The following is a 20,781-nucleotide window of genomic DNA, read 5'->3' as shown; positions in this document are numbered from 1 at the left end:
GAAAATACGGGAGAAGTGCTGATGGAGAGTAAAAAATTTATTGGTATGTTTTTGCCAAAGGCAAGTTTTTATCTGCTGGTTATATTTTTGCTGTTGTTGATTATTTCAGCTCTGGAATTCTTTATCGCTATACCGGGCTACATACTATTTTTGCTGTTATTATATTATAATTTCAGGTCCAATTATAAAAGACACAGGGAGATAACCCGATATATTGAAAATTTGACATTCAATATCAATACGGCGTCGAAGGATACTCTGCTTAATTTCCCCATGCCTTTGGTGTTAATTGAGCTGGAGGGAACAATTATCTGGTACAACTCATCTTTTAAGAAAATCTTTGATGGAGAAAAGCTCTTAGAGAAGACAATACATTCCTTTATAAAAGGATTGAATCCCGACGAACTGACCGACGGAAACATGAATTTTAGCAAGGATATTGTAATAAACGGAAGGAGCTACTGCGTACTGGGTAATTTCGTAAAGGTGGACAGCAAAATAAATGAGGATGGATTCATAATACTCATGTATTTGATGGACAATACAGAACTGGTAGAATTAAAGAAAAAGTATGACAGGGAAAGAGCAACAGTAGGAATTATTATAATAGATAATTATGATGATTTGATGCAGAGCCTGGAAGATACTATACGCACCCAGATTCTTGCGGAAATAGATTCTAAAATAAATCGGTGGATGGGATATACCAACGGTATACTTAAGAAGTTTGAACGGGATAAATATATCCTTATCTTTGATTACCAGTATCTTAAGGATTTTGAAGAGAAAAAGTTTGATATTTTAGATTCCGTCAAGGAGATAAATGTGGGAAACAAGATTCCTGTTACATTAAGTATAGGGGTTGGTATAGGGGCGGAATCACTGCTGGAGAAATTTCGTTTTGCTCATGCCTCTTTGGACATTGCGCTAGGAAGAGGCGGCGATCAGGTAGTTGTAAAAAATGGAGAAAATATTACCTTCTTCGGAGGAAAGACCAGGGAGCTGGAGAAAAGGACAAGAGTAAAGGCAAGGGTTATTGCCTATGCGTTGAGGGAGCTTATTGACCAGGCTTCAGATGTAATGATAATGGGACACGACAACTGTGATATTGACTGTCTGGGAGCGGCCCTTGGAATATATAGGGTGGCAAAGAACAGAAACAAGGAGGCGCATATAGTCCTAAACAGCTCAAACCCTACAATAGATGCTTTGATATCAAAAATAGAAAAAAGCGGAAGTTATGATGGGCTGTTTATCGCAAATGATGAAGCTATTGACAAAATCGGCAAGAAAACATTGCTGATTATTGTAGATACTCACAGGCCGAGTTTTACAGAGTTTCCGGAACTTTTAAAGTATACGGAGCAGATAGTGGTTATAGACCACCACAGAAGAGGTGCGGATTATCTCCAGGAGGCAGTGCTCACCTATCAGGAGACCTATGCTTCTTCCACATGTGAGCTGGTTACGGAAATATTGCAGTATGTAGAAGAGAAAATAAAGCTGACGCCTGTTGAAGCCGAGGCGCTATATGCCGGCATAGTAATAGATACCAAGAATTTTACATTCAAGACCGGAGTGCGTACCTTCGAGGCTGCAGCTTTCCTAAGAAGGCATGGAGTGGATACTGTCTCGGTAAGGCAGATGTTCCAAAGTGATATCGGTACCTATATAAGTATTTCAAATGTTGTAAAAGATGCAGAATTAATAAGGGATAATATGGCTATATCCGTTTGCACGCAAAATGTGAAAAATGCTACATTGATTGCTGCCCAGGCAGCGGATCAGCTTGTGAATCTGACAGGATTGAATGCAGCCTTTGTGTTGAGCCATATTAACAATGGAATTGCTATAAGCGGTAGATCTTTAGGAGATGTAAATGTTCAGGTGATTCTTGAAAAGCTTGGAGGAGGCGGTCATCTGACAGTTGCCGGAGCACAGTTGCAGGGTGTGACGATTGAGGAGGCAAAAGCAAAACTTAATGAAGCAATCAACGAATATTTTGATGAAATCAACAGACAAAACACATAGTATTTTGTTATTATAAAAGTAATATGATTTTAAGGAGAGATACATTATGAAGGTTATTTTGAAACAGGATGTTAAAGGACTGGGGAAAAAGGAAAGTCTTGTTGATGTAAGTGACGGATATGCAAGGAATTTTCTGCTTCCAAAAGGCTTGGCCGTCGAAGCAAATGCAACCAACATGAATATTATGCAGTCAAAAAAAGAAGCAGAAAAAAACAAAAAGGATCGTGAGCTTGCACAGGCAAAGGAACTTGCCGATAAGATCAAAAAAATTGTGGTCACTCTTAAGGCGAAAGCCGGAGAGAATGGAAAGCTTTTCGGTTCAATGACCAGCAAGGATGTATCGGATTATCTGAAAAAGCAGCACAATCTTGATATAGACAAGAAAAAAATAAATCTGCCGGATTCGATGAAGGCTTTGGGCACTTATGAAGCAGATGTAAAGCTGTATCCGGGAGTAAGTGCCAAATTGACCGTTAAGATTGAGCATGAATAATTAATGCCGATCTTTGGATGAAAATATGTGTATGTCAGGATGAGTGATGGAATATGGATTTAGGTTCTTTAGGCCGAATACCTCCGCAGAATATTGAAGCCGAGCAGTCGGTGATAGGTGCTATACTTCTTGATAAAGAGGTATTGTCAAGTGTAACGGAAATAATCTCAAGCAAAGACTTCTATAGAGAGGACCATAGGGAAATATTTGAAGCAATAATGGACCTTTATGAAAAGGCAGAACCTATTGATCTCATTACAGTTTCAGAGCAGCTCAAGGTAAGGGGAAGTTTGGAAGGGGTAGGAGGACTGGAATATCTTACAAACCTGGCAAGCTCGGTCCCTACCACTGCGAATGCAAAGCACTATGCAAAAATAGTGGAGGAAAAATCCGTATTAAGAAGGCTTATCAGGGCTTCCAGCGAAATAGTCAATATGGGTTATGAGGCCTCGGAAGAGGTTTCTTATGTTCTGGACAAAGCTGAAAAAAATATATTTGATGTACTTCAAAAGAGAAATACACAGGGGTTCTTCCCTATTAAGGATGTATTGATTGATACCTTCAATCAATTGGAAGAGCTTTATAATAGCAAGGGATACGTCACCGGTATTCCCACCGGTTTTGCAGACCTGGACTACAAGACCGCAGGTCTTCAAAATTCTGACTTAGTGTTGATTGCAGCAAGACCGGCCATGGGAAAGACTTCCTTTGTGCTTAACATAGCGCAGCACGCAGCAATTCATGCAAGGGTGCCTGTGGCTATATTCAGTCTGGAAATGTCAAAGGAACAGTTGGTAAACAGGATGCTGTGTTGCGAAGCCATGGTAGACAGCCAGAAGATGAGGACCGGAAAGCTGGAAGACAGCGATTGGCAGAAGGTGGCAAGGGCATTGGGCCCACTGTCGGAGGCACCGATTTATATTGATGATACTCCGGGAGTTTCTGTTATGGAGATAAGGGCAAAATGCAGAAGACTTAAGATTGAAAAAAACTTGGGGTTAGTTGTTATAGATTATCTTCAGCTTATGCAGGGAAGGGGAAAAGGTGACAGCAGGCAGCAGGAAATATCGGAAATATCAAGATCCCTTAAGATACTGGCAAAGGAGATAGACGTTCCTGTGTTGACCTTGTCTCAGTTAAGCCGTGCCCCTGAACTCAGAACGGATCACAGGCCTATTTTGAGTGACCTTAGAGAATCCGGTGCCATAGAGCAGGATGCAGATATTGTAATGTTCCTATACAGGGATGACTATTATAACCCCGATAGTGAAAAGAAGAATATCGCTGAGGTTATAATCGCAAAGCATAGACATGGTTCTACGGGAACGGTAGACCTGGCATGGTTGGGACAATACACAAAATTTGCAAATCTTGAAAAATTTAGAGAGTAGTGCTGGAATAGTTTTATGATAAATAAGGTATTGGAAGCAATTAAAAAATATAATGTTGTTCACAGTAAAGATAGAATAGTTGTTGGAGTGTCCGGTGGCCCTGATTCGGTGTGCCTTTTGCACATCCTGTATCAATTGAGGGAAAGTATGGATTTGGGGCTTGTGGCGGTACATGTCAATCATATGTTAAGAGGGAACGAATCCCTTGAGGATGAAGCATTTGTTGAAAACTTGTGCGTAAAATTAAATGTTGAGCTTATTACTCGGCGAATTGATATAAAGAAGCTTGCGAAGGAGCGTAAGCTCTCCCTGGAGGAGGCCGGCAGGATAGAGAGGTATAGGCTTTTCGACGAAGTCGCAGATAGCCACAATGCCCAGAGAATTGCTGTAGCCCATAATAAAAACGATCAGGCGGAAACCGTGCTGATGAATATCATAAGGGGGGCGGGGCTGGACGGACTTAGAGGAATGGATTATATCCGAGGTAGGATTATAAGACCTCTTTTAGGCATTGAGAGATGGGAAATCGAAGATTACTGCCGCAGTAATAGCCTCAATCCACGCATTGACAGTTCAAATCTTGAGGATATTTATACTAGAAATAGAGTAAGACTTGATCTAATACCCTATATAGATAAATTATTTAATGCCGATATAGTAAATGGTATAAGTAAAATGGCAGATTTGATAAGGGATGACGGTAATTTCATCGATAAGCAAATAGATGTAATATTCAATAAGGCGTTAGTAAAAAGTGATGACGGAGAAATACTTTTAGACCTTTCAGTTTTAAAAGAGTGCCATATTGCTGCACAGAGAAGAGTACTTCGAAATTCTATAAAAAAAGTCAAGGGAAATATAAAAGGTATTGCAATAATACATATTGATAGTATAATAGACCTGATTGAAAACGGGGCGACGGGGTCAATGCTGCATCTTCCCGATGGAGTAAGGGCTGTGAAGTCCTATGAGACCCTGAAAATATATTTGAACGGGTGTGAGGAGGAGGACTTATCCTTTGATAAGGAATTAAACATACCCGGAGCTACAATTATTAATGAAATAAATGGCAAAATGGAGGCATATGTAATTGATGTGTCTACCAATGCCTTTAATATAAAGGATTTTACGAATATTCCGGATAAAAGCGGAGTTCAGTTTTTTGATTATGATAAGCTAAAAGAGGGAATATATTTAAGAAACCGAAGAGATGGAGATGTCTTCAAGCCGCTTAAGTCAAATGGAACAAAGAAACTCAAAAAATTTTTTGTTGACAATAAAATTCCAAGAGAATCAAGAAATCGAATACCGCTGATTTCAAAGGATAAAGAAATTGTATGGATAATAGGTTTCAAAATCAGTGATAAATTTAAAGTAACTGAAAATACTAAAACCATATTGAAATTATCCTATGATAAATCGCATTGAATTAATCAAAATCAATAAGCTGGGTATATTGATTTCTGATAAGCTGGAAAAGCTGATAGGCTTTAAAATAGGATATATTATAGGAGGAAATTCATGATAGGTCAGATTGAAGAGATTTTAGTCACCAGAGAGGAACTGAAGAATAAAGCTAAAGAGTTGGGAAGAAAGATTTCCAATGACTATGAGGGAAAAGAGCTTGTCTTAATTGGAGTGCTAAAAGGGGGGGTAGTTTTTTTTGCGGACCTGATAAGGGAAATAAACATACCTATTGATATAGATTTTATATCTGTGTCAAGTTATGGCAATTCCACTAAATCATCGGGAGTTGTGCGTATAATAAAAGACATAGATATAGATATAACCAACAAACATTTACTTATAGTCGAAGACTTAGTGGATACAGGGCTTACATTGGATTATTTGAAGAATATGTTTAAGACCAGGGGACCGAAAGATGTAAAGATATGTACTGCCCTTGATAAGCCCTCACGGAGAAAGGTAGATTTGGAAATAGAATATGAAGGAATTACTATACCGGATAAATTTGTAGTGGGCTACGGATTGGATTATGCGGGAAAATACAGGAATCTTCCTGATGTGTGTGTATTGCATTCGTCTGTATATACAAGCAAGGAGGATATGGGCTGAAAATAATATAATGGTTTCTTGTGTTTTTAAAACCGTTATGTTAATATAATGTAATATATATTAATGAATATACTGTGATGTATTGGGTTTTTTGCATCGTTTACTATAATAAATGAGGAGGGAGCTATTTGAAGTATTTTAAAAATATAAGTTTTTATATAGTATTATTTGTTATGTTGTTGGCTTTTTTGGTTGTAGTGCAAAGTCGTCCTGCTGAAAAAGAACAAAAGTATTCCCAGCTTATAAGTGATATTCAGAATGGGAAGGTTCAGGAGATAATACTGGAGGACAATAAAGCCACAGTAAAATATAAAGAAGAAGGTCAGAGGGACCAGTTTGTTTATATACCTGATGTTGAGGTATTTATGGATGAGGTAAAAGACCTTATCAGGCAAGGGGACTTGGAGTTTCGGAGCAGAGTTCCTTATTCGCCGCCATGGTGGATTTCAATATTGCCTACTCTAGTGATTATAGTCGTATTTGTGTTGTTCTGGGTGTTCTTTTTGCAGCAATCCCAGGGCGGCGGAAGCAGAGTAATGTCCTTTGGAAAGAGTAGGGCTAAAATGACAATAGATGATAAAAGAAAGGTAACTTTCAATGATGTCGCCGGAGCGGATGAAGAAAAAGAAGAGCTAAGAGAAATAGTTGAATTCTTAAAGCACTCTAAAAAGTTTTTGGAGCTAGGGGCGAGGATACCTAAGGGAGTACTTCTTGTGGGACCTCCGGGTACCGGTAAAACCCTGCTTGCCAAGGCCGTATCGGGAGAAGCGGGAGTTCCGTTCTTCAGCATAAGTGGATCGGACTTCGTGGAAATGTTTGTTGGTGTAGGTGCTTCAAGAGTTAGAGACCTATTTGAACAGGCAAAGAAGAATTCACCTTGTATTATTTTCATAGATGAAATTGACGCTGTGGGAAGGCATAGAGGAGCAGGACTAGGCGGCGGCCATGACGAACGGGAACAGACGCTGAACCAGTTGCTGGTTGAAATGGATGGTTTTGGAGTCAACGAGGGAGTAATAATCCTAGCTGCAACAAACAGACCGGATATTTTGGACCCTGCACTTTTGAGGCCGGGAAGATTTGACAGAAGAGTAGTTGTTGGATTGCCGGATATCAAGGGAAGAGAGGAAATATTGAGGGTTCATGCAAAAGGTAAGCCGTTGGCTGAGGATGTTAAATTGGATGAACTTGCAAAAAGTACTCCCGGATTTACCGGAGCGGACCTTGAAAACCTTCTTAATGAAGCAGCTTTGCTTGCTGCCAGAGTTAATAAGAAAGTAATAACAATGACTGAAATAAAAGAAGCGGTATTTAAGGTGGTTGTAGGACCGGAGAAGAAGAGCAGGGTAATGAGCGAAAAGGAAAAGAAGCTTACAGCCTATCATGAAGCCGGTCATGCTATCGCGATAAAAGCTGTATCCACTACCGATAAGGTTGATAGGATATCCATCATTCCATCGGGTATGGCAGGCGGCTTTACCGCACATAAGCCGGATGAGGATAAAACCTATGAAACCAAATCCCATCTCCTTGAAAAGATTATCGTTGCATTAGGAGGAAGGGCAGCGGAGGAGATTGTGTTGGGAGAAGTCAGCACAGGAGCTTATTCCGACCTGAAGCAGGCCAATGGAATTGCCAGAAGCATGATTACAAGATACGGTATGAGTGAGAATCTGGGCAATCTCATATTCGGAAATGACAATGATGAGGTGTTTATTGGAAGAGACCTGGCACAGGCAAGAAACTACAGTGAAGAGGTAGCAGCTCAAATTGACAAGGAAGTAAAGAATATAATAGATACTTGCTATGAAAGAATAATAAATATTTTGAAGGAAAACATAAATAAACTTCATACCATAGCAAATGCCCTTATAGAAAGGGAAAAGCTTGAAGGACATGAGTTTGAAGAGCTATATGCAAGTGCTTGATTAATTTGATCAAAAGAGAATAGCTTCCTTAAAAAGAGATGGTGATAGACTGTCTCTTTTTTTACTTTATTATTACATCCGTATTTGTTATAATATCAATTGCCCCGTAACGGAAATTTGCTATGTTAAAAATTACTGGGCTGCAATTTTAATTACTCAAAAATTTTTCAATTTTCGACTGAGAGGGAAGAACTATGGAGAATGTAAGCTTAAAAGTTGGTTTGAATGCATCTGTTGAAACTTGGGTTTCGGATAAGAGTACGGCAGAAGAGTATGGAAGCGGTGATATGGACGTCTATGCTACTCCTGCAATGATAGGTTTGATGGAGCGTGCAGCATTGTCTGCGGTATCACTGCATTTGCCCAAAGGGTATACCACTGTCGGCACTTCGGTGAACATTAAACATTTGGCCGGTACACCTATGGGAATGAAGGTAAAGGCTTCTGCAGAGTTAATAGCTGTTGAAGGAAGGAAGCTTACCTTTAAGGTGGAAGCTTTTGACGGTGTCGAAAAAATCGGAGAGGGATCTCATGAGAGGTATATAGTAATATCTCAAAATTTCAGGGACAAGGTATATAAAAAATCCGATAGTATTTAGTGTAAAATCTTAGGGGAAAATTTATATTAAGAAAAAATTTCATATTTATTGACTAAATATCAGGTATATGATACATTATACTATGACAAAATAATACAGGTAACCTTATCAAGAGAGGTGGAGGGAATGGGCCCTATGAAACCCGGCAACCGGCTTAACTGTATCGGTGCCAATTCCTACAGGAAGTACAAGTCCTGACAGATGAGGATAAGAATAGAATCCTCTTTTTGTAAAAGAGGTTTTTTTATGTATTTTGTTGGATTATAGATAAGTTTCAGTAAGGCTTTGTTGACTTAACTGTAAGGGAAAAAATTAATAAGGAGGTAACCTAAATGGCAAGAAAACTATTTACATCGGAATCTGTTACAGAGGGACATCCCGATAAAATATGCGATCAGATCTCCGATGCCGTTTTGGACGAAATTTTTTCACAGGATCCTATGGCAAGAGTAGCATGTGAGACTTCTGTTACTACAGGCCTTGTTTTGGTAGCCGGTGAAATAACAACGCAGTGTTATGTTGATATACCGAAGATTGTAAGAAATACAATTCGAGAAATAGGTTATGATAGAGCAAAGTATGGATTTGACTGTGATACGTGTGCAGTTCTGACTTCAATTGACGAGCAGTCTCCTGATATAGCTATGGGAGTTGATAAGGCCCTTGAAGCAAAGACAGGAGAAATGAGCGATGAGCAGATTGAAGCTATAGGAGCGGGCGATCAGGGAATGATGTTCGGCTTTGCATGCGACGAGACGCCGGAACTCATGCCAATGCCTATTTCATTGGCCCATAAGCTTGCCATGAGGTTAAGTGTCGTTAGGAAAAACGGAACATTGAATTACTTAAGACCTGACGGAAAGTCCCAAGTTACTGTTGAATATGACGGGGACAGGCCTGTAAGGGTGGATACAGTACTTATTTCCACACAGCATGGTCCGGAAGTGGATCACGATACTATAGAAAGAGATATCATTGAACATGTTATAAAGCCTGTTATACCGGCCAATCTTTTGGATGGCAACACCAAATACCTCGTTAATCCTACAGGAAGGTTTGTGGTTGGCGGTCCGCAGGGAGATTCCGGCCTCACCGGAAGAAAAATAATCGTAGATACTTATGGAGGCTATGCAAGACACGGCGGTGGAGCATTTTCCGGAAAAGACCCCACAAAGGTTGACCGTTCAGCTGCGTATGCTGCCCGTTATGTAGCCAAGAATATAGTGGCGGCAGGACTTGCTAAAAAGTGTGAAGTGCAGTTGGCGTATGCAATAGGTGTGGCAAGACCGGTTTCTGTCAGAGTAGACACCTTTGGCACCGGAACTATTCCTGAAGAGAAAATTGAAAGCTTGGTGAACAAGCATTTCGACCTAAGGCCTGCGGGAATCATTAAGAGCCTTGACTTAAGAAGACCGATTTACAAGCAGACAGCAGCTTACGGACACTTTGGAAGGACTGACGTTGAACTTCCTTGGGAGAAGACTGACAAGGCTGATGACTTAAGAAGAGAAGCGCAGGAAATTTAAATTTTAAACGCTTACTGAAAAATAAAAATCTTAAGATGAACTGTAAAAAAGGTATACATCAAAAAGTCAAAGCGGACGATAGAATTGTCTGCTTTGGCTTTTTTTGGCCTCTTGGAATGAAATGAAAGAGGCAAAAGAGAAGGAACTCGATGTCCTAAGCTTTTATTTAGGTAAACACCAGTAACAGTTGCATAGTCTGCTTCATAGACTGATAATTGGAGGTGTTTTACTATGATGGAGGTTATCTTTGAAGTACTTACATGTGTCCTTGCGGCTTATGGACTCATGACACTTATACATGAAATTCTAATATCTATAAAACAGCATAATAAGGGCTATAGAAACTCTCAGGTAAAGCTTGTGCTGATTGTCAAGAATCAGGGGGAGACCATTGAAGGAGTATTAAGAAACGTTTTGCCCAGGGATTTTATTAGAAAGCTTATGCCGGAGGGGAAGCTCTTAGTTCTCGATATGGACTCTAATGATGATACAATGGATATTCTCAGGAAGTTGGAAAAGGATTATGAGTGCCTTGAGGTACTAAGGAAAAGTGAGAAGGAACTGATATTCAGATATTTTGAAGAAACGGGTGATAATAACACTATCTTAGAGCATGCAAAAAGGAGGAATACATAGCAAATCCAAATATGAATATTTATCCTCGTTCTTTTCTAAACATTATATATAAGGTATACTTAAATATGTAATTCTCTAAATATACAAAGAATAAGGTGGATGCATTGGTCACTATTGAAGGCACCATTGAAGAAATTATTTTTTCCAATGAAGACAACGGATATACCGTTTGTGAGATAAAAAACGATAAAGAGGTCATTACTGCTGTAGGTTACATGCCTTTTGTAAATGTGGGGGAAACGCTGAAGGTTTCGGGTAAGTGGGTTACCCACCCCGACTATGGCGAACAGCTTAAAGTGGAGCTATATGAAAAGCTGCTTCCACAGACAACAGAGGCTATAGAGAAGTATCTTGCATCGGGGCTTATCAAAGGCGTGGGACCTGCAACTGCGAAAAAGATTGTAAAAAAGTTTGGAGATGAAGCTCTTCATATTATAAGCCATCATCCCCAGAGACTTTCTGAAATAAAGGGCATCAATATGGAAAAGGCTTTGAAAATAGGACAGGCCTTTGAAGAGCAAAGAGGCCTTCGGGATGTTGTGTTGTTTTTGCAAGAATATGGCATTAGCCCCACTTATTCTGCAAAGATTTACAAGGCTTTCGGGCCCGATACAATAGAAGAAATCAGAACAAACCCTTATCGGCTTTCAGATGAGATTTTCGGTATAAGCTTTAAGACAGCCGACGGCATAGCCAAAAGCCTTGGGATTGATCCTTACTCGAAATATAGAATTTCCAGCGGTATTAAATACGTGCTTTCCCAGGCGGCATCAGGGGGCCATACCTTTATTGAGGAAGAAGTGCTGAAGGATTATACATCAAAACTTCTGAATATAAACATTGAAAGCATAGAAGATGCTCTTATTTCCCTTGTGCTAAATAAGTCGGTGTATGTGGAGAGAAATGACGGTATATCGAGGATATACTTGAGTGCATTTTACAATGCGGAGTTGGGAGTATGCAAAAAGCTTGTAGAGCTTTCCCGTATTAGATTCAACGGTAATTTGGGAGACTTTGAAGAAAGGATAAAATCGGTTCAGAAAAAAGAAGGCATAATACTTGCGGACAAGCAAAAGGAAGCTATCCTTGAAGCAATGATTAATGGAGTGCTTGTCATAACCGGAGGCCCGGGCACAGGTAAGACAACCATAATTAAAAGCATTATAAGCCTTCTTAGAAGTGAAGGATATGAATTTGCTCTGGCAGCTCCGACAGGCAGGGCGGCAAAGAGAATGTCTGATGCAACGGGCTATGAAGCAAAGACCATTCACAGGCTCCTTGAAATCGGATATACGGCAAATGAGGATGAGCTTGTATTTATGAGGACAGAAGAGAATCCTATAGAGGCCGATGTGGTGATAATCGACGAGATGTCCATGGTGGATATAATTCTTATGAATCACTTGCTTAAGGCTATTGCTTGCGGGACAAGGCTTATACTTGTTGGGGATGTGGATCAGCTGCCTTCGGTAGGTGCGGGGAATGTTCTTATGGATATTATTAGAAGTGAGATGATTAAGACCGTAAAATTATCAGAGATATTCAGGCAGGCCGAGGAGAGTATGATAGTTGTCAATGCCCACAGGATAAACCGTGGTGAGAGCCCTGTATTAAATGACCGGGATAAAGATTTTTTCTTTGTAACGAGGAATTCTCAGGGGGATATTTCAAGAGCTGTAGTTGACCTCTGTATAAGAAGGATACCCGATACCTACGGATATGATCCCATGAAGCAGATACAGGTACTGACACCGATGAGAAAGGGTACAGTTGGAGTTGGAAATCTTAACATTGAGCTTCAGAAGGTTTTGAATCCTGAAGACAAGCAAAAGAAGCAAAAGACCTTCAGGGACTATGTATTCCGCGAAGGTGACCGGGTAATGCAAATAAAGAACAACTATAACCTCAAGTGGGAAAAAATCAATGACCCAAATCAGGAGGGGACAGGTGTATTTAACGGTGATATGGGGGTTATAGTTGAAATAGATGATGATGAGCAAAAAATAAAGGTTTGCTTTGATGATGAAAGGCTTGTCGGATATGATTTTACAATTTTAGACGAATTGGAACCGGCTTACGCTATTACTATCCATAAAAGTCAGGGAAGTGAGTTTCCTGTAGTGATACTTCCGATATTCCCCGGACCTTCGGTGCTAATGACCAGGAATCTTTTGTATACTGCAATTACAAGAGCAAGGGAGCTGGTAATACTTGTGGGTAATAGGGATTTTTTGGTTGAGATGATTATGAACGACCGTGAAACAAAAAGGAACTCAGACTTAGCTGAGAAGCTTAAAAAATGTATTATTGGAACGGGCTGGTGAAGATGATGATAAACTGGATTATAAATCTCATATTTCCACCTAAGTGTATATTCTGCAGGACGATTTTAAATACAAAGACCGAAATAGAAATATGCAAAGAATGCTATGAACAGATTAGCTTTAAGGAAGGAGCAAGCATTAATCCGGGAGGTAGATTTAACTACTATGATAGTGTTATCTGTGTATGCGATTACAGCGGTATTATAAAGGAAGCCATAAGAAGATATAAGTTTTATAACAAGCCTTCTTATTATAGAACCTTTGCACGACTTTTGGCACAGAGAATAAAGGAATTGACCCAGTGGCAGAAATTTGACATGATTTTAAGCGTTCCTCTTCATCCGGAAAGGGAGCGAAGCCGTGGATACAATCAATCTTACCTTATAGCTCGCCAGCTTAGCCGGGAACTGGGAATAAAGAATGAGTCCAAGCTTTTGGCAAGGGTTAAGAATACCCACAGTCAGAGCCTTTTGCAGAGGGATGACAGATTTATAAACGTAAAGGATGCTTTTAAGGTAACCAATGCATCAAAAGTTGAAGGCAGGGCAATGTTTCTGGTGGATGATATTTTGACTACCGGTACGACATTAAACGAATGCAGCAGAGTGTTGAAAGAGGCAGGAGCTAAAAAAATTGTGACAGCTGTTATTGCATCCGGAAGAAGGAATTAGGGATATAGTTAAATTCTATGGACAAAATGCCGAAATATATATCACAAGGATATTTGATACTGCTTTGTGGATTGACACTTCGTGATATTATTAGGCTAGGAGGAATTGGTATGCCGGATGTAAGGAACTGCAGACGGTGTGGTAGGCTTTTCAACTATATCGGAGGTCGGCCTATTTGCCATGATTGTAAAAGACAGGATGATGAGGAATTCAAAAAAGTAAAGGAATATCTTTATGAACATCCCAAAGCTTCGATTATTGAGGTGTCTAATGCGCTGGAAATTAGTGTGCCGAAAATAAAAGGCTATTTGAGGGAAGGCAGGCTTGAGATTGTTGGCGGCGATGGCAACGTGGTACTAGAGTGTGAGAGATGCGGCAAATCCATAAATACAGGACGGTTTTGCAATGAATGCTCCAGGGAGCTTACCGACGGATTAAAGTCCACTACAGAAGAAATGAATAAGTCGATACCCGACGATACCAGCAAAAAGAAGTCAGTGGGAATGAAATACCTAAATAAATACGATAAATGGAATTCAGATTAGTAATGTTAAAAGCTGTTAGGTTGACAATATTATACACTCGATAGAGTTTTAATGTCCTGTACAACTGTATTAAGCTTAATATTGTACTTGATAATAGTAATATTTATTTATTAATTAAATATTTTAAATGACGATATTATTAATGAGAGAAAGAATATAGAAACCAATGATAAAGTTAATACTTTAAGTGTTAATATAGAAAGATTTTTATGAAGGTGAGTGGTAGTTATGAAAATCTGGGAGGGGGTCCCAAAGGTTTCGGGCATTTATGATAGCCGCAGAAACATAAGCAAGATGGAGAAGACAGATAATGTGACTGGGAAAAAAGATGTAGTATCCATTTCAAATCAGGCAAAAGACATTCAGACAGCAATGAAAGCATTAAAAGACATACCGGACATACGAAAGGACAGAGTGGAGGAATTGACACAAAAGCTTGAAACGGGTGCTTACAAAGTCACAGAAGAGGATATCGCAGATAAGATTCTAAAGTCAATAATAGACGGAAAGGCTTAGGATGATTTGGTGTTTGCGGGGTAATTAGGAAAGGAAGTTCCGAGTTGTCCCGCAATAAATTTATTCAGGCTCTTATGCAAAATGTATGAATTCAACGATTTACAGACCAAAGGGGTGTGTACAATATGAACGACCAGTTGATAAATGATTTAATGGATGTACTTTTGCAGGAATCAAAAATATATGAAGACATTCTTGAAATTTCGAAGAATAAAACCGATGTAATTGTTAAAGGGAAAGTTAATGAGCTTGAGAATATTACAAATCTGGAGCAATCCCTAATATTTAAAATTGGAAAGCTGGAAGAATCTAGGGAAAGTCTTGTGGCTGAAATATCTGATGCCATTGGAGTTAATCCTTCGGAAATGACGGTATCGGAGTTGGAAAAACATGTGGACAAAAAGCAGGCTGATAGGCTTAAGGAACACAAAGAATATCTATCTTCGATTATTGGGGAAATTAAGAATATCAATGAAATTAATTCCAAATTAATAAAGAACTCAATTGATTTCATTGATTTTTCGATAAATATTTTATCCAGTATTAGTGCGGAAGGAAATAATTACAGCAAAGCAGGGCAAGTGGCCGATAACAAGAAAAAGAACTACTTTGATATAAAATTATAAGCGTCTGGAGGCGATATATTTGGGTTTCGCTGGCTTAGAAATTGCAAGATCCGGAATGCATGTAAACGAGCGTGCTTTGTCAGTAACCGGGCATAATATTTCCAACGTAAATACAAAAGGCTATGCGCGGCAGCAGGCAATGATTACTACAGGTCCATATCAGAATTGTGTAAATTATCAGCTTGGGCTTGGTGCAAGCATTCAAGAAACCAGGCAGATAAGACATCTGTTTTTAGACAATATTTATAGAAATGAGAATACTAGCTTTGGATACTGGGAGACAAGAAGCAAAACCTTTCAAGAGGTTCAGACCATTCTTGGAGATCCTATGGGAGATGGATTGCAAAACGTTTTAAATCAGTTCTGGGATTCATGGCAGGAGCTTTCGAAGGAACCGGATAGCCTTACTGTAAGGGCTTTGGTGAGACAGAGAGCAGAAGCTCTTGTACATCAAATAAATCATTTGGGTTCCCAGCTGGACAAGTTGCAAGAGGACCTTAACCAAGAAATATTGGTGAGAATAAAAGAGATAAATATAATAACAAGTCAAATAGCGGACTTAAACGTTAAAATAATGCAGGAAGAAGTTTGCGGGGACAATGCAAATGACTACCGAGACCAGAGAAATTTGCTGCTGGACAACCTTTCAAAGATTGCAAATTTTGAATTCACTGAGAAGCAGAACGGTGATGTAGAGGTAACCCTTGGGGGATATTTTCTAGTATCAAAGGGTGAGCACATGAACCTTGTTGCAGGAAAGAGCGCAACAAACAAAATGTTTTATGTGCCTCAAATTGAAGGAATGGATATCGAAATCCCCATAAGAGGCGGTATTCTCAAAGGACTTATGGAGTCAAGAGGAGATGTTTCTGGCTCGATTGAAGGGATTACTGACCCTACCTCAACGGCAGTTGCGAGCTCGGTAAATATTGTATCTGACTTGAAAATGCGGCTCAATGTACTTGTTAATTCACTGGTTACCCAGGTGAATGATCTCCATAAAAGCGGTAAGACTCTAGGGGTTCCGCCTTCTGACGGAGAGGATTTTTTTACAGCAATAAATCCTGCGTATCCATTGGAAATGGGAAATATAAAGCTGAATGACAACCTTGTGGACCTTGATAATATTGTTGCATCTCAAAGCGGAGCTAGCGGCGACAACACTATAGCACTGGCCATTGCAAATTTGAGGGATGTTCGAGCAATTACCGATACAAGTGGTGTTGTAAGTTTAGATGACTATTATCAAACCATAATACTCATTGTGGGTACTGGCGGATCTGAGGCGGAAAGGACAGCCGAAAACCAGAAGACTCTCGTGGCTTCGGCGGATTCGCAAAGACAATCAATTATGGGAGTTTCCATGGATGAAGAAATGTCTTATATGATGAAGTACAAATTTGCTTACAGCGCTTCATCCAGGACAATGAACGTTATAGATGATATGTTGGAAACAATTATTACAAAAATGGGATTGGTAGGTAGGTGATGAGATATGGCAAGCTTCTTTGGATTTAATGTAGCAGTAAGGGGATTGTATACAGCCCAAAGAAATATGGATGTGATAAATCACAATATTAATAATATCAATACACCGGGGTATTCCCGACAGGTAGCGGTTCAGTCAGCATCGAATCCCATATCGTTGTTTAATGGAACCGGTATGCTTGGGACGGGTTCGGAAGTACGTTCCATTGAGAGAATAAGGGATGAATATCTGGATTATAAGTACTGGAGCGAAAATGTTTCTTATGGAGAATGGAAAGCCAAAAAGTCCCTTCTTGCCGATATGGAGGTAACATTTAATGAACCATCGGACAGCGGCTTTAATGCTGTGATGAACAGCTTTTACAATTCTCTTCAGGAGCTTGCAAAGGATCCGGGTAGCGATGCGGTAAGAGCTTTGGTAAAAGAACAGGGAGTAACCTTGGCACGCTACTTTAACAATATTGCATCCCATTTTGAAGAACTTCAGTTTGACATAAACAACCAGGTTAAGACAATTGTTACTGAGATAAATTCACTGGGATCTCAGATTGCTCAGTTGAACAGGCAAATATACAATTCTGAGCTGGACGGCAATACGGCAAATGACCTAAGAGATCAAAGGACAGTTTTGATTGACAGTCTTTCTGGTCTTGTAAATATAGATGTTAATGAAATAGTGGTGGGCAAACTCCCCAATGGCAGAGATGATAAGCGTATGGTGATTACAATCAGTGGAAAGGCTTTTGTCGATAATTTTGACCTCAATAAGCTCAGTATCAGACAAAGGGCCGATAAACTGAATGAAAATGAGGATATCCCAAACCTGTACGAGGTGGAGTGGGAAGATGGCAACAGCCTTAGTGTTAGAGGCGGAGAGCTGCGCGGACTTCTTGATGTAAGGGATGGAAATGACGGGGAGAATGGCAGTCCAAAATATAAAGGCATACCCTTTTACATAAAGAAGTTGAATGAGTATGTCAGGACATTTGCAAAGGCATTTAACGAAGGAATAGTGGGGCACGAAAATGTAGCAGGTCATGCCCATGGATATGGTACTAACGGAAATACAGGAATAAGATTTTTTACCATGTTCGGTACAGACAACAAACCTGTATCCAGTGCTGATTTTATGGCTGCTGGAGACATTGATGCCTGCTATGAAAAAATGACTGCTAAAAATTTTACTGTAAGCAGTGATATTATTGATGATCCTAGGAATATTGCTACTTCTGATACTACGGGCGAGATTGGAAATATTGAGAATATAAACAGTATCATAAAAATGAGAAACAATGTTCATATGTTCAAAGAGGGTGCGCCGGAGGATTTTATGAAGTCTGTAATTGCTACTCTTGCGATAGACTCCCAACAGACTATCAGGCTCTCGTCAAACCATAAAAATATGGTCAATCAGATTACAAATCAGAGGTTATCTGACTCAGGGGTGTCCATGGACGAGGAAGTAGCGAATCTGGTAAAGCACTACCAGGCTTATTCGGCAGCTGCACAAATGATAAATACAATGGCAGAGGTTTACGATATACTAATTAACAGAGTTGGACTGTAGAATTAATGATATTTAATCCATACAGTGTGGAGGGGTAATATGAGGATAACCAATAATATACTTGTAAACAATATGATTAATCATATTGGCAAAAACCTGATAAGGATGGATAAGTACCAGCAGAAGTTGGCTTCCGGCAAGAAGATTACAGTGCCTTCAGATGACCCGGTAGTTGCAGCCCGGGCATTAAAGCTTCGTACCGATGTGGCTCAGATAGAGCAATATAAAACAAATGTAAAGGATGCTCTCTCTTGGTTGGAAATTACCGAGTCGGCAATTACCAACGTAGGAGATATATTGCAAAGGGCGAGGGAGCTGGCTGTGCAGGCAAGCAGTAGTGGTACTACCACTGCGGATGATACAAAAAAAATACAGCAAGAGGTAGAACAACTGAAAAACCAGTTGATTAAGCTAGGGAACTCAACATATGCAGGAAGATACGTATTTTCCGGTTTTAAAACAGATACCAAGCTAATGGATGATGATGGAAACTTTAATGTGGCTGTAAATAATACCGAAGCAATAATTTATCAGATAGGTATCAGTGACAGCATAAATATAAATGTAACAGGAGGAGACCTATTTAATGCCGGAAATAATACCACTATTGGTACAAAGGGTCAGCTCATTCAGGACTTTGAAGATTTTATGGCTGCACTAAACTCAGGGGATCATGATCTGATAAGTGATGCAATAGCAAATATTGATAATAATTTTAACCATGTGCTCCGAATAAGGGCAGATGTGGGTGCAAGATATAATCGTCTTGAGTTGACTTCCGACAGACTTGATATTGATTCGCTCAATTTTAAAAAGCTTATGAGTGAAAATGAGGACGTTGATGAGGCTGAGAACATATTGCTTCTAAAGAGTGAAGAAAATGTTTATAGGGCGTCATTATCCGGTGGAGCCAGAATAATACAAACTTCCCTTGTCGACTTTTTAAGATAAGACGTGAAATGTATTGTACTGGATTAATATAGGTTTAAAGTAGGTGGTAATATGGGTCTTATTATATCACAAACCTATGCTAAAATCGGAATTGACAGAATTTATTCCAGACTTGATATAGAGTCTCGAGATGCCCAACTAAATCTTCACCAGAATCATGCAAAAGTGAACATAGAAGCTGAGTTTCCGAAAGTGCAGATTGATCAGTATGAAGCTTTTGCAAGTGCTGGGCTCAAGAACCATCTGGATTTGAGAAGGGAAATATCTCAAAGAGGGCATCGACATGCTCTGGAACATATTGGGAAAGTGGCGGACGATGGGGATGCCATGGCTGCTATTGAAAATGGAGGAAATCTGATTCCTGAGATTGCAAAGAGGGATTCTTACACTGTGCGGGAATTTGATATTGATGCCATTCCCAAAGCGAGTCCTGAAGTCACTGTAACCGGAGAATTGGAAATTGATTTTGAGAAAAACTACTGGACAGTCATTCATAATGGTGTTGAAAGTACTTTTGTTCCAGCACGGTTTAATTTGAATTATACTCCTGAAAATATAAAAATATTTTTATCCCAATATGCATCAATAAAATTTGACTATGTTGAGAATAAAATAAATACATATGTATAAACTGTAATGATATATGGAGGAGATAAAATGCTTCTTAAAACCAAACATTTTGGGGAAATAGATATTGATGAGAGTAAAATTATTGATTTCAAGGATGGAATACCCGGATTTGAAGACTTGAAGCGATATATAGTATTGTATGATGGAGATGAGGCTTCACCGTTTAGATGGCTTCAGAATGTTGATGACGGACAGCTTGCTTTTGCAGTGGTCAATCCTTTTCTTATTTTGAAGGATTATGATATTGAGATACCCGGGGAGGCTGTTGACGGTCTCAATATTGAAAATATTGAAGATGTGATGGTTCTTTCGATAGTTGTCGTTCCGGAAGATATTTCAAAGATGACTATGAATTTGAAGGCTCCAGTGATTATAAACACAAAAAATAATAAAGGTATGCAGGTTGTCCTTGACACAGATAGATATAGTGTGAGACACTATATAGTAGAAGAGCTCCGTAGACAGGAGGTAAATGTGGGTGCTGGTTCTGACAAGAAAGAAAAATGAATCTATAGTTATAAATGATAATATTGAGATTACTATTGTCGATGTTCAAGGGGAGCAGGTGCGTATCGGTATTAACGCGCCAAAGAGTGTATCTATTTACAGGAAAGAGATATTCCTGGAGATACAGGCTGAGAACAAAAAGGCGGCAGAGATTAAGAGCGTGGACTTAAAGGATTTATTGAAATAGTAGTTATTGGAGAATACGGTTTTGACGAAGTGGTGGCGAAGCCACTTTTTTTATTTAGCCTCTTGGTTCGTACAATTCATAAATTTCCC

The 20,781-nt window shown here is 39.4% G+C and carries 20 protein-coding genes and 1 riboswitch; all 20 genes read left to right on the top strand.

The window, feature by feature from the left end; genetic code table 11:
- Nucleotides 1-21 precede the first annotated feature (21 nt).
- The 20 genes from EFD62_RS10310 (at nucleotide 22) to csrA (ending at nucleotide 20,692) form a co-directional block, all read left to right on the top strand.
- The gene (locus tag EFD62_RS10310) at nucleotides 22-2,031 is read left to right on the top strand and encodes a DHH family phosphoesterase (protein WP_069195544.1); all 2,010 of its coding nucleotides are present in this window, start codon (nucleotides 22-24) and stop codon (nucleotides 2,029-2,031) included.
- 46 nt (nucleotides 2,032-2,077) lie between these two features.
- Nucleotides 2,078-2,524: a 50S ribosomal protein L9 gene (rplI, locus tag EFD62_RS10305; protein ID WP_069195545.1), complete on the top strand. Its 447-nt coding sequence runs from the start codon at nucleotides 2,078-2,080 to the stop codon at nucleotides 2,522-2,524.
- Nucleotides 2,525-2,577: 53 nt separating this feature from the next.
- The gene (gene dnaB / locus EFD62_RS10300; protein WP_128706073.1) at nucleotides 2,578-3,915 is read left to right on the top strand and encodes a replicative DNA helicase; all 1,338 of its coding nucleotides are present in this window, start codon (nucleotides 2,578-2,580) and stop codon (nucleotides 3,913-3,915) included.
- Nucleotides 3,916-3,930: 15 nt separating this feature from the next.
- Nucleotides 3,931-5,343 carry a tRNA lysidine(34) synthetase TilS gene (gene tilS, locus EFD62_RS10295; RefSeq protein ID WP_128706072.1) on the top strand — a complete coding sequence of 471 codons (1,413 nt, stop codon included), beginning with the start codon at nucleotides 3,931-3,933 and terminating at the stop codon, nucleotides 5,341-5,343.
- A gap of 93 nt (nucleotides 5,344-5,436) precedes the next feature.
- Entirely contained in the window at nucleotides 5,437-5,991 is a 555-nt protein-coding gene (hpt, locus tag EFD62_RS10290) for a hypoxanthine phosphoribosyltransferase (RefSeq protein WP_069195548.1), read from the top strand.
- 128 nt (nucleotides 5,992-6,119) lie between these two features.
- A complete protein-coding gene (gene ftsH / locus EFD62_RS10285) occupies nucleotides 6,120-7,919 on the top strand; it encodes an ATP-dependent zinc metalloprotease FtsH (protein WP_069195549.1) in 1,800 nt (599 codons plus the stop codon).
- 194 nt (nucleotides 7,920-8,113) lie between these two features.
- The gene (locus EFD62_RS10280; protein ID WP_069195550.1) at nucleotides 8,114-8,518 is read left to right on the top strand and encodes a thioesterase family protein; all 405 of its coding nucleotides are present in this window, start codon (nucleotides 8,114-8,116) and stop codon (nucleotides 8,516-8,518) included.
- 102 nt (nucleotides 8,519-8,620) lie between these two features.
- A riboswitch (SAM riboswitch) is annotated at nucleotides 8,621-8,726 on the top strand.
- A gap of 124 nt (nucleotides 8,727-8,850) precedes the next feature.
- Nucleotides 8,851-10,044 carry a methionine adenosyltransferase gene (metK, locus tag EFD62_RS10275; RefSeq protein ID WP_069195551.1) on the top strand — a complete coding sequence of 398 codons (1,194 nt, stop codon included), beginning with the start codon at nucleotides 8,851-8,853 and terminating at the stop codon, nucleotides 10,042-10,044.
- Between the two features lie 231 nt (nucleotides 10,045-10,275).
- On the top strand, nucleotides 10,276-10,680 hold the full coding sequence (locus EFD62_RS10270) for a hypothetical protein (RefSeq protein WP_069195552.1): 405 nt from the start codon (nucleotides 10,276-10,278) through the stop codon (nucleotides 10,678-10,680).
- Nucleotides 10,681-10,784: 104 nt separating this feature from the next.
- Nucleotides 10,785-13,004, top strand: a complete 2,220-nt coding sequence (recD2, locus tag EFD62_RS10265) for an SF1B family DNA helicase RecD2 (protein ID WP_128706071.1) — start codon at nucleotides 10,785-10,787, stop codon at nucleotides 13,002-13,004.
- Nucleotides 12,980-13,675, top strand: a complete 696-nt coding sequence (locus EFD62_RS10260; protein ID WP_235832631.1) for a ComF family protein — start codon at nucleotides 12,980-12,982, stop codon at nucleotides 13,673-13,675. The genes recD2 and EFD62_RS10260 overlap by 25 nt, the downstream gene beginning before the upstream one ends.
- Nucleotides 13,676-13,785: 110 nt before the next feature.
- Nucleotides 13,786-14,220 carry a MerR family transcriptional regulator gene (locus EFD62_RS10255; RefSeq protein ID WP_128706080.1) on the top strand — a complete coding sequence of 145 codons (435 nt, stop codon included), beginning with the start codon at nucleotides 13,786-13,788 and terminating at the stop codon, nucleotides 14,218-14,220.
- Nucleotides 14,221-14,448: 228 nt separating this feature from the next.
- Entirely contained in the window at nucleotides 14,449-14,736 is a 288-nt protein-coding gene (gene flgM / locus EFD62_RS10250; RefSeq protein WP_069195555.1) for a flagellar biosynthesis anti-sigma factor FlgM, read from the top strand.
- 125 nt (nucleotides 14,737-14,861) lie between these two features.
- Nucleotides 14,862-15,362: a flagellar protein FlgN gene (locus tag EFD62_RS10245; RefSeq protein WP_069195556.1), complete on the top strand. Its 501-nt coding sequence runs from the start codon at nucleotides 14,862-14,864 to the stop codon at nucleotides 15,360-15,362.
- A gap of 19 nt (nucleotides 15,363-15,381) precedes the next feature.
- The gene (flgK, locus tag EFD62_RS10240; RefSeq protein ID WP_083225224.1) at nucleotides 15,382-16,851 is read left to right on the top strand and encodes a flagellar hook-associated protein FlgK; all 1,470 of its coding nucleotides are present in this window, start codon (nucleotides 15,382-15,384) and stop codon (nucleotides 16,849-16,851) included.
- Nucleotides 16,852-16,857: 6 nt separating this feature from the next.
- The gene (flgK, locus tag EFD62_RS10235; protein ID WP_069195558.1) at nucleotides 16,858-18,417 is read left to right on the top strand and encodes a flagellar hook-associated protein FlgK; all 1,560 of its coding nucleotides are present in this window, start codon (nucleotides 16,858-16,860) and stop codon (nucleotides 18,415-18,417) included.
- A gap of 39 nt (nucleotides 18,418-18,456) precedes the next feature.
- Nucleotides 18,457-19,368, top strand: coding sequence for a flagellar hook-associated protein FlgL (gene flgL / locus EFD62_RS10230; RefSeq protein ID WP_128706070.1), 912 nt, complete (start codon nucleotides 18,457-18,459; stop codon nucleotides 19,366-19,368).
- A 51-nt stretch (nucleotides 19,369-19,419) separates the two neighbouring features.
- On the top strand, nucleotides 19,420-19,998 hold the full coding sequence (locus tag EFD62_RS10225; protein ID WP_069195560.1) for a DUF6470 family protein: 579 nt from the start codon (nucleotides 19,420-19,422) through the stop codon (nucleotides 19,996-19,998).
- A 27-nt stretch (nucleotides 19,999-20,025) separates the two neighbouring features.
- Nucleotides 20,026-20,505 carry a flagellar assembly protein FliW gene (gene fliW, locus EFD62_RS10220; protein WP_069195561.1) on the top strand — a complete coding sequence of 160 codons (480 nt, stop codon included), beginning with the start codon at nucleotides 20,026-20,028 and terminating at the stop codon, nucleotides 20,503-20,505.
- Nucleotides 20,477-20,692 (top strand): carbon storage regulator CsrA, encoded by a 216-nt coding sequence (gene csrA, locus EFD62_RS10215; RefSeq protein ID WP_069195562.1) that lies wholly within the window; start codon nucleotides 20,477-20,479, stop codon nucleotides 20,690-20,692. The genes fliW and csrA overlap by 29 nt, the downstream gene beginning before the upstream one ends.
- Nucleotides 20,693-20,781: the final 89 nt, after the last annotated feature.

The sequence above is a fragment of the Acetivibrio mesophilus genome, from assembly GCF_004102745.1.
GTDB classification, from domain to species: Bacteria; Bacillota; Clostridia; order Acetivibrionales; family Acetivibrionaceae; genus Hungateiclostridium; species Hungateiclostridium mesophilum.
Note: the sequence above shows the minus strand (reverse complement) of the source record. Positions and strands in the feature narration are given on the sequence as shown.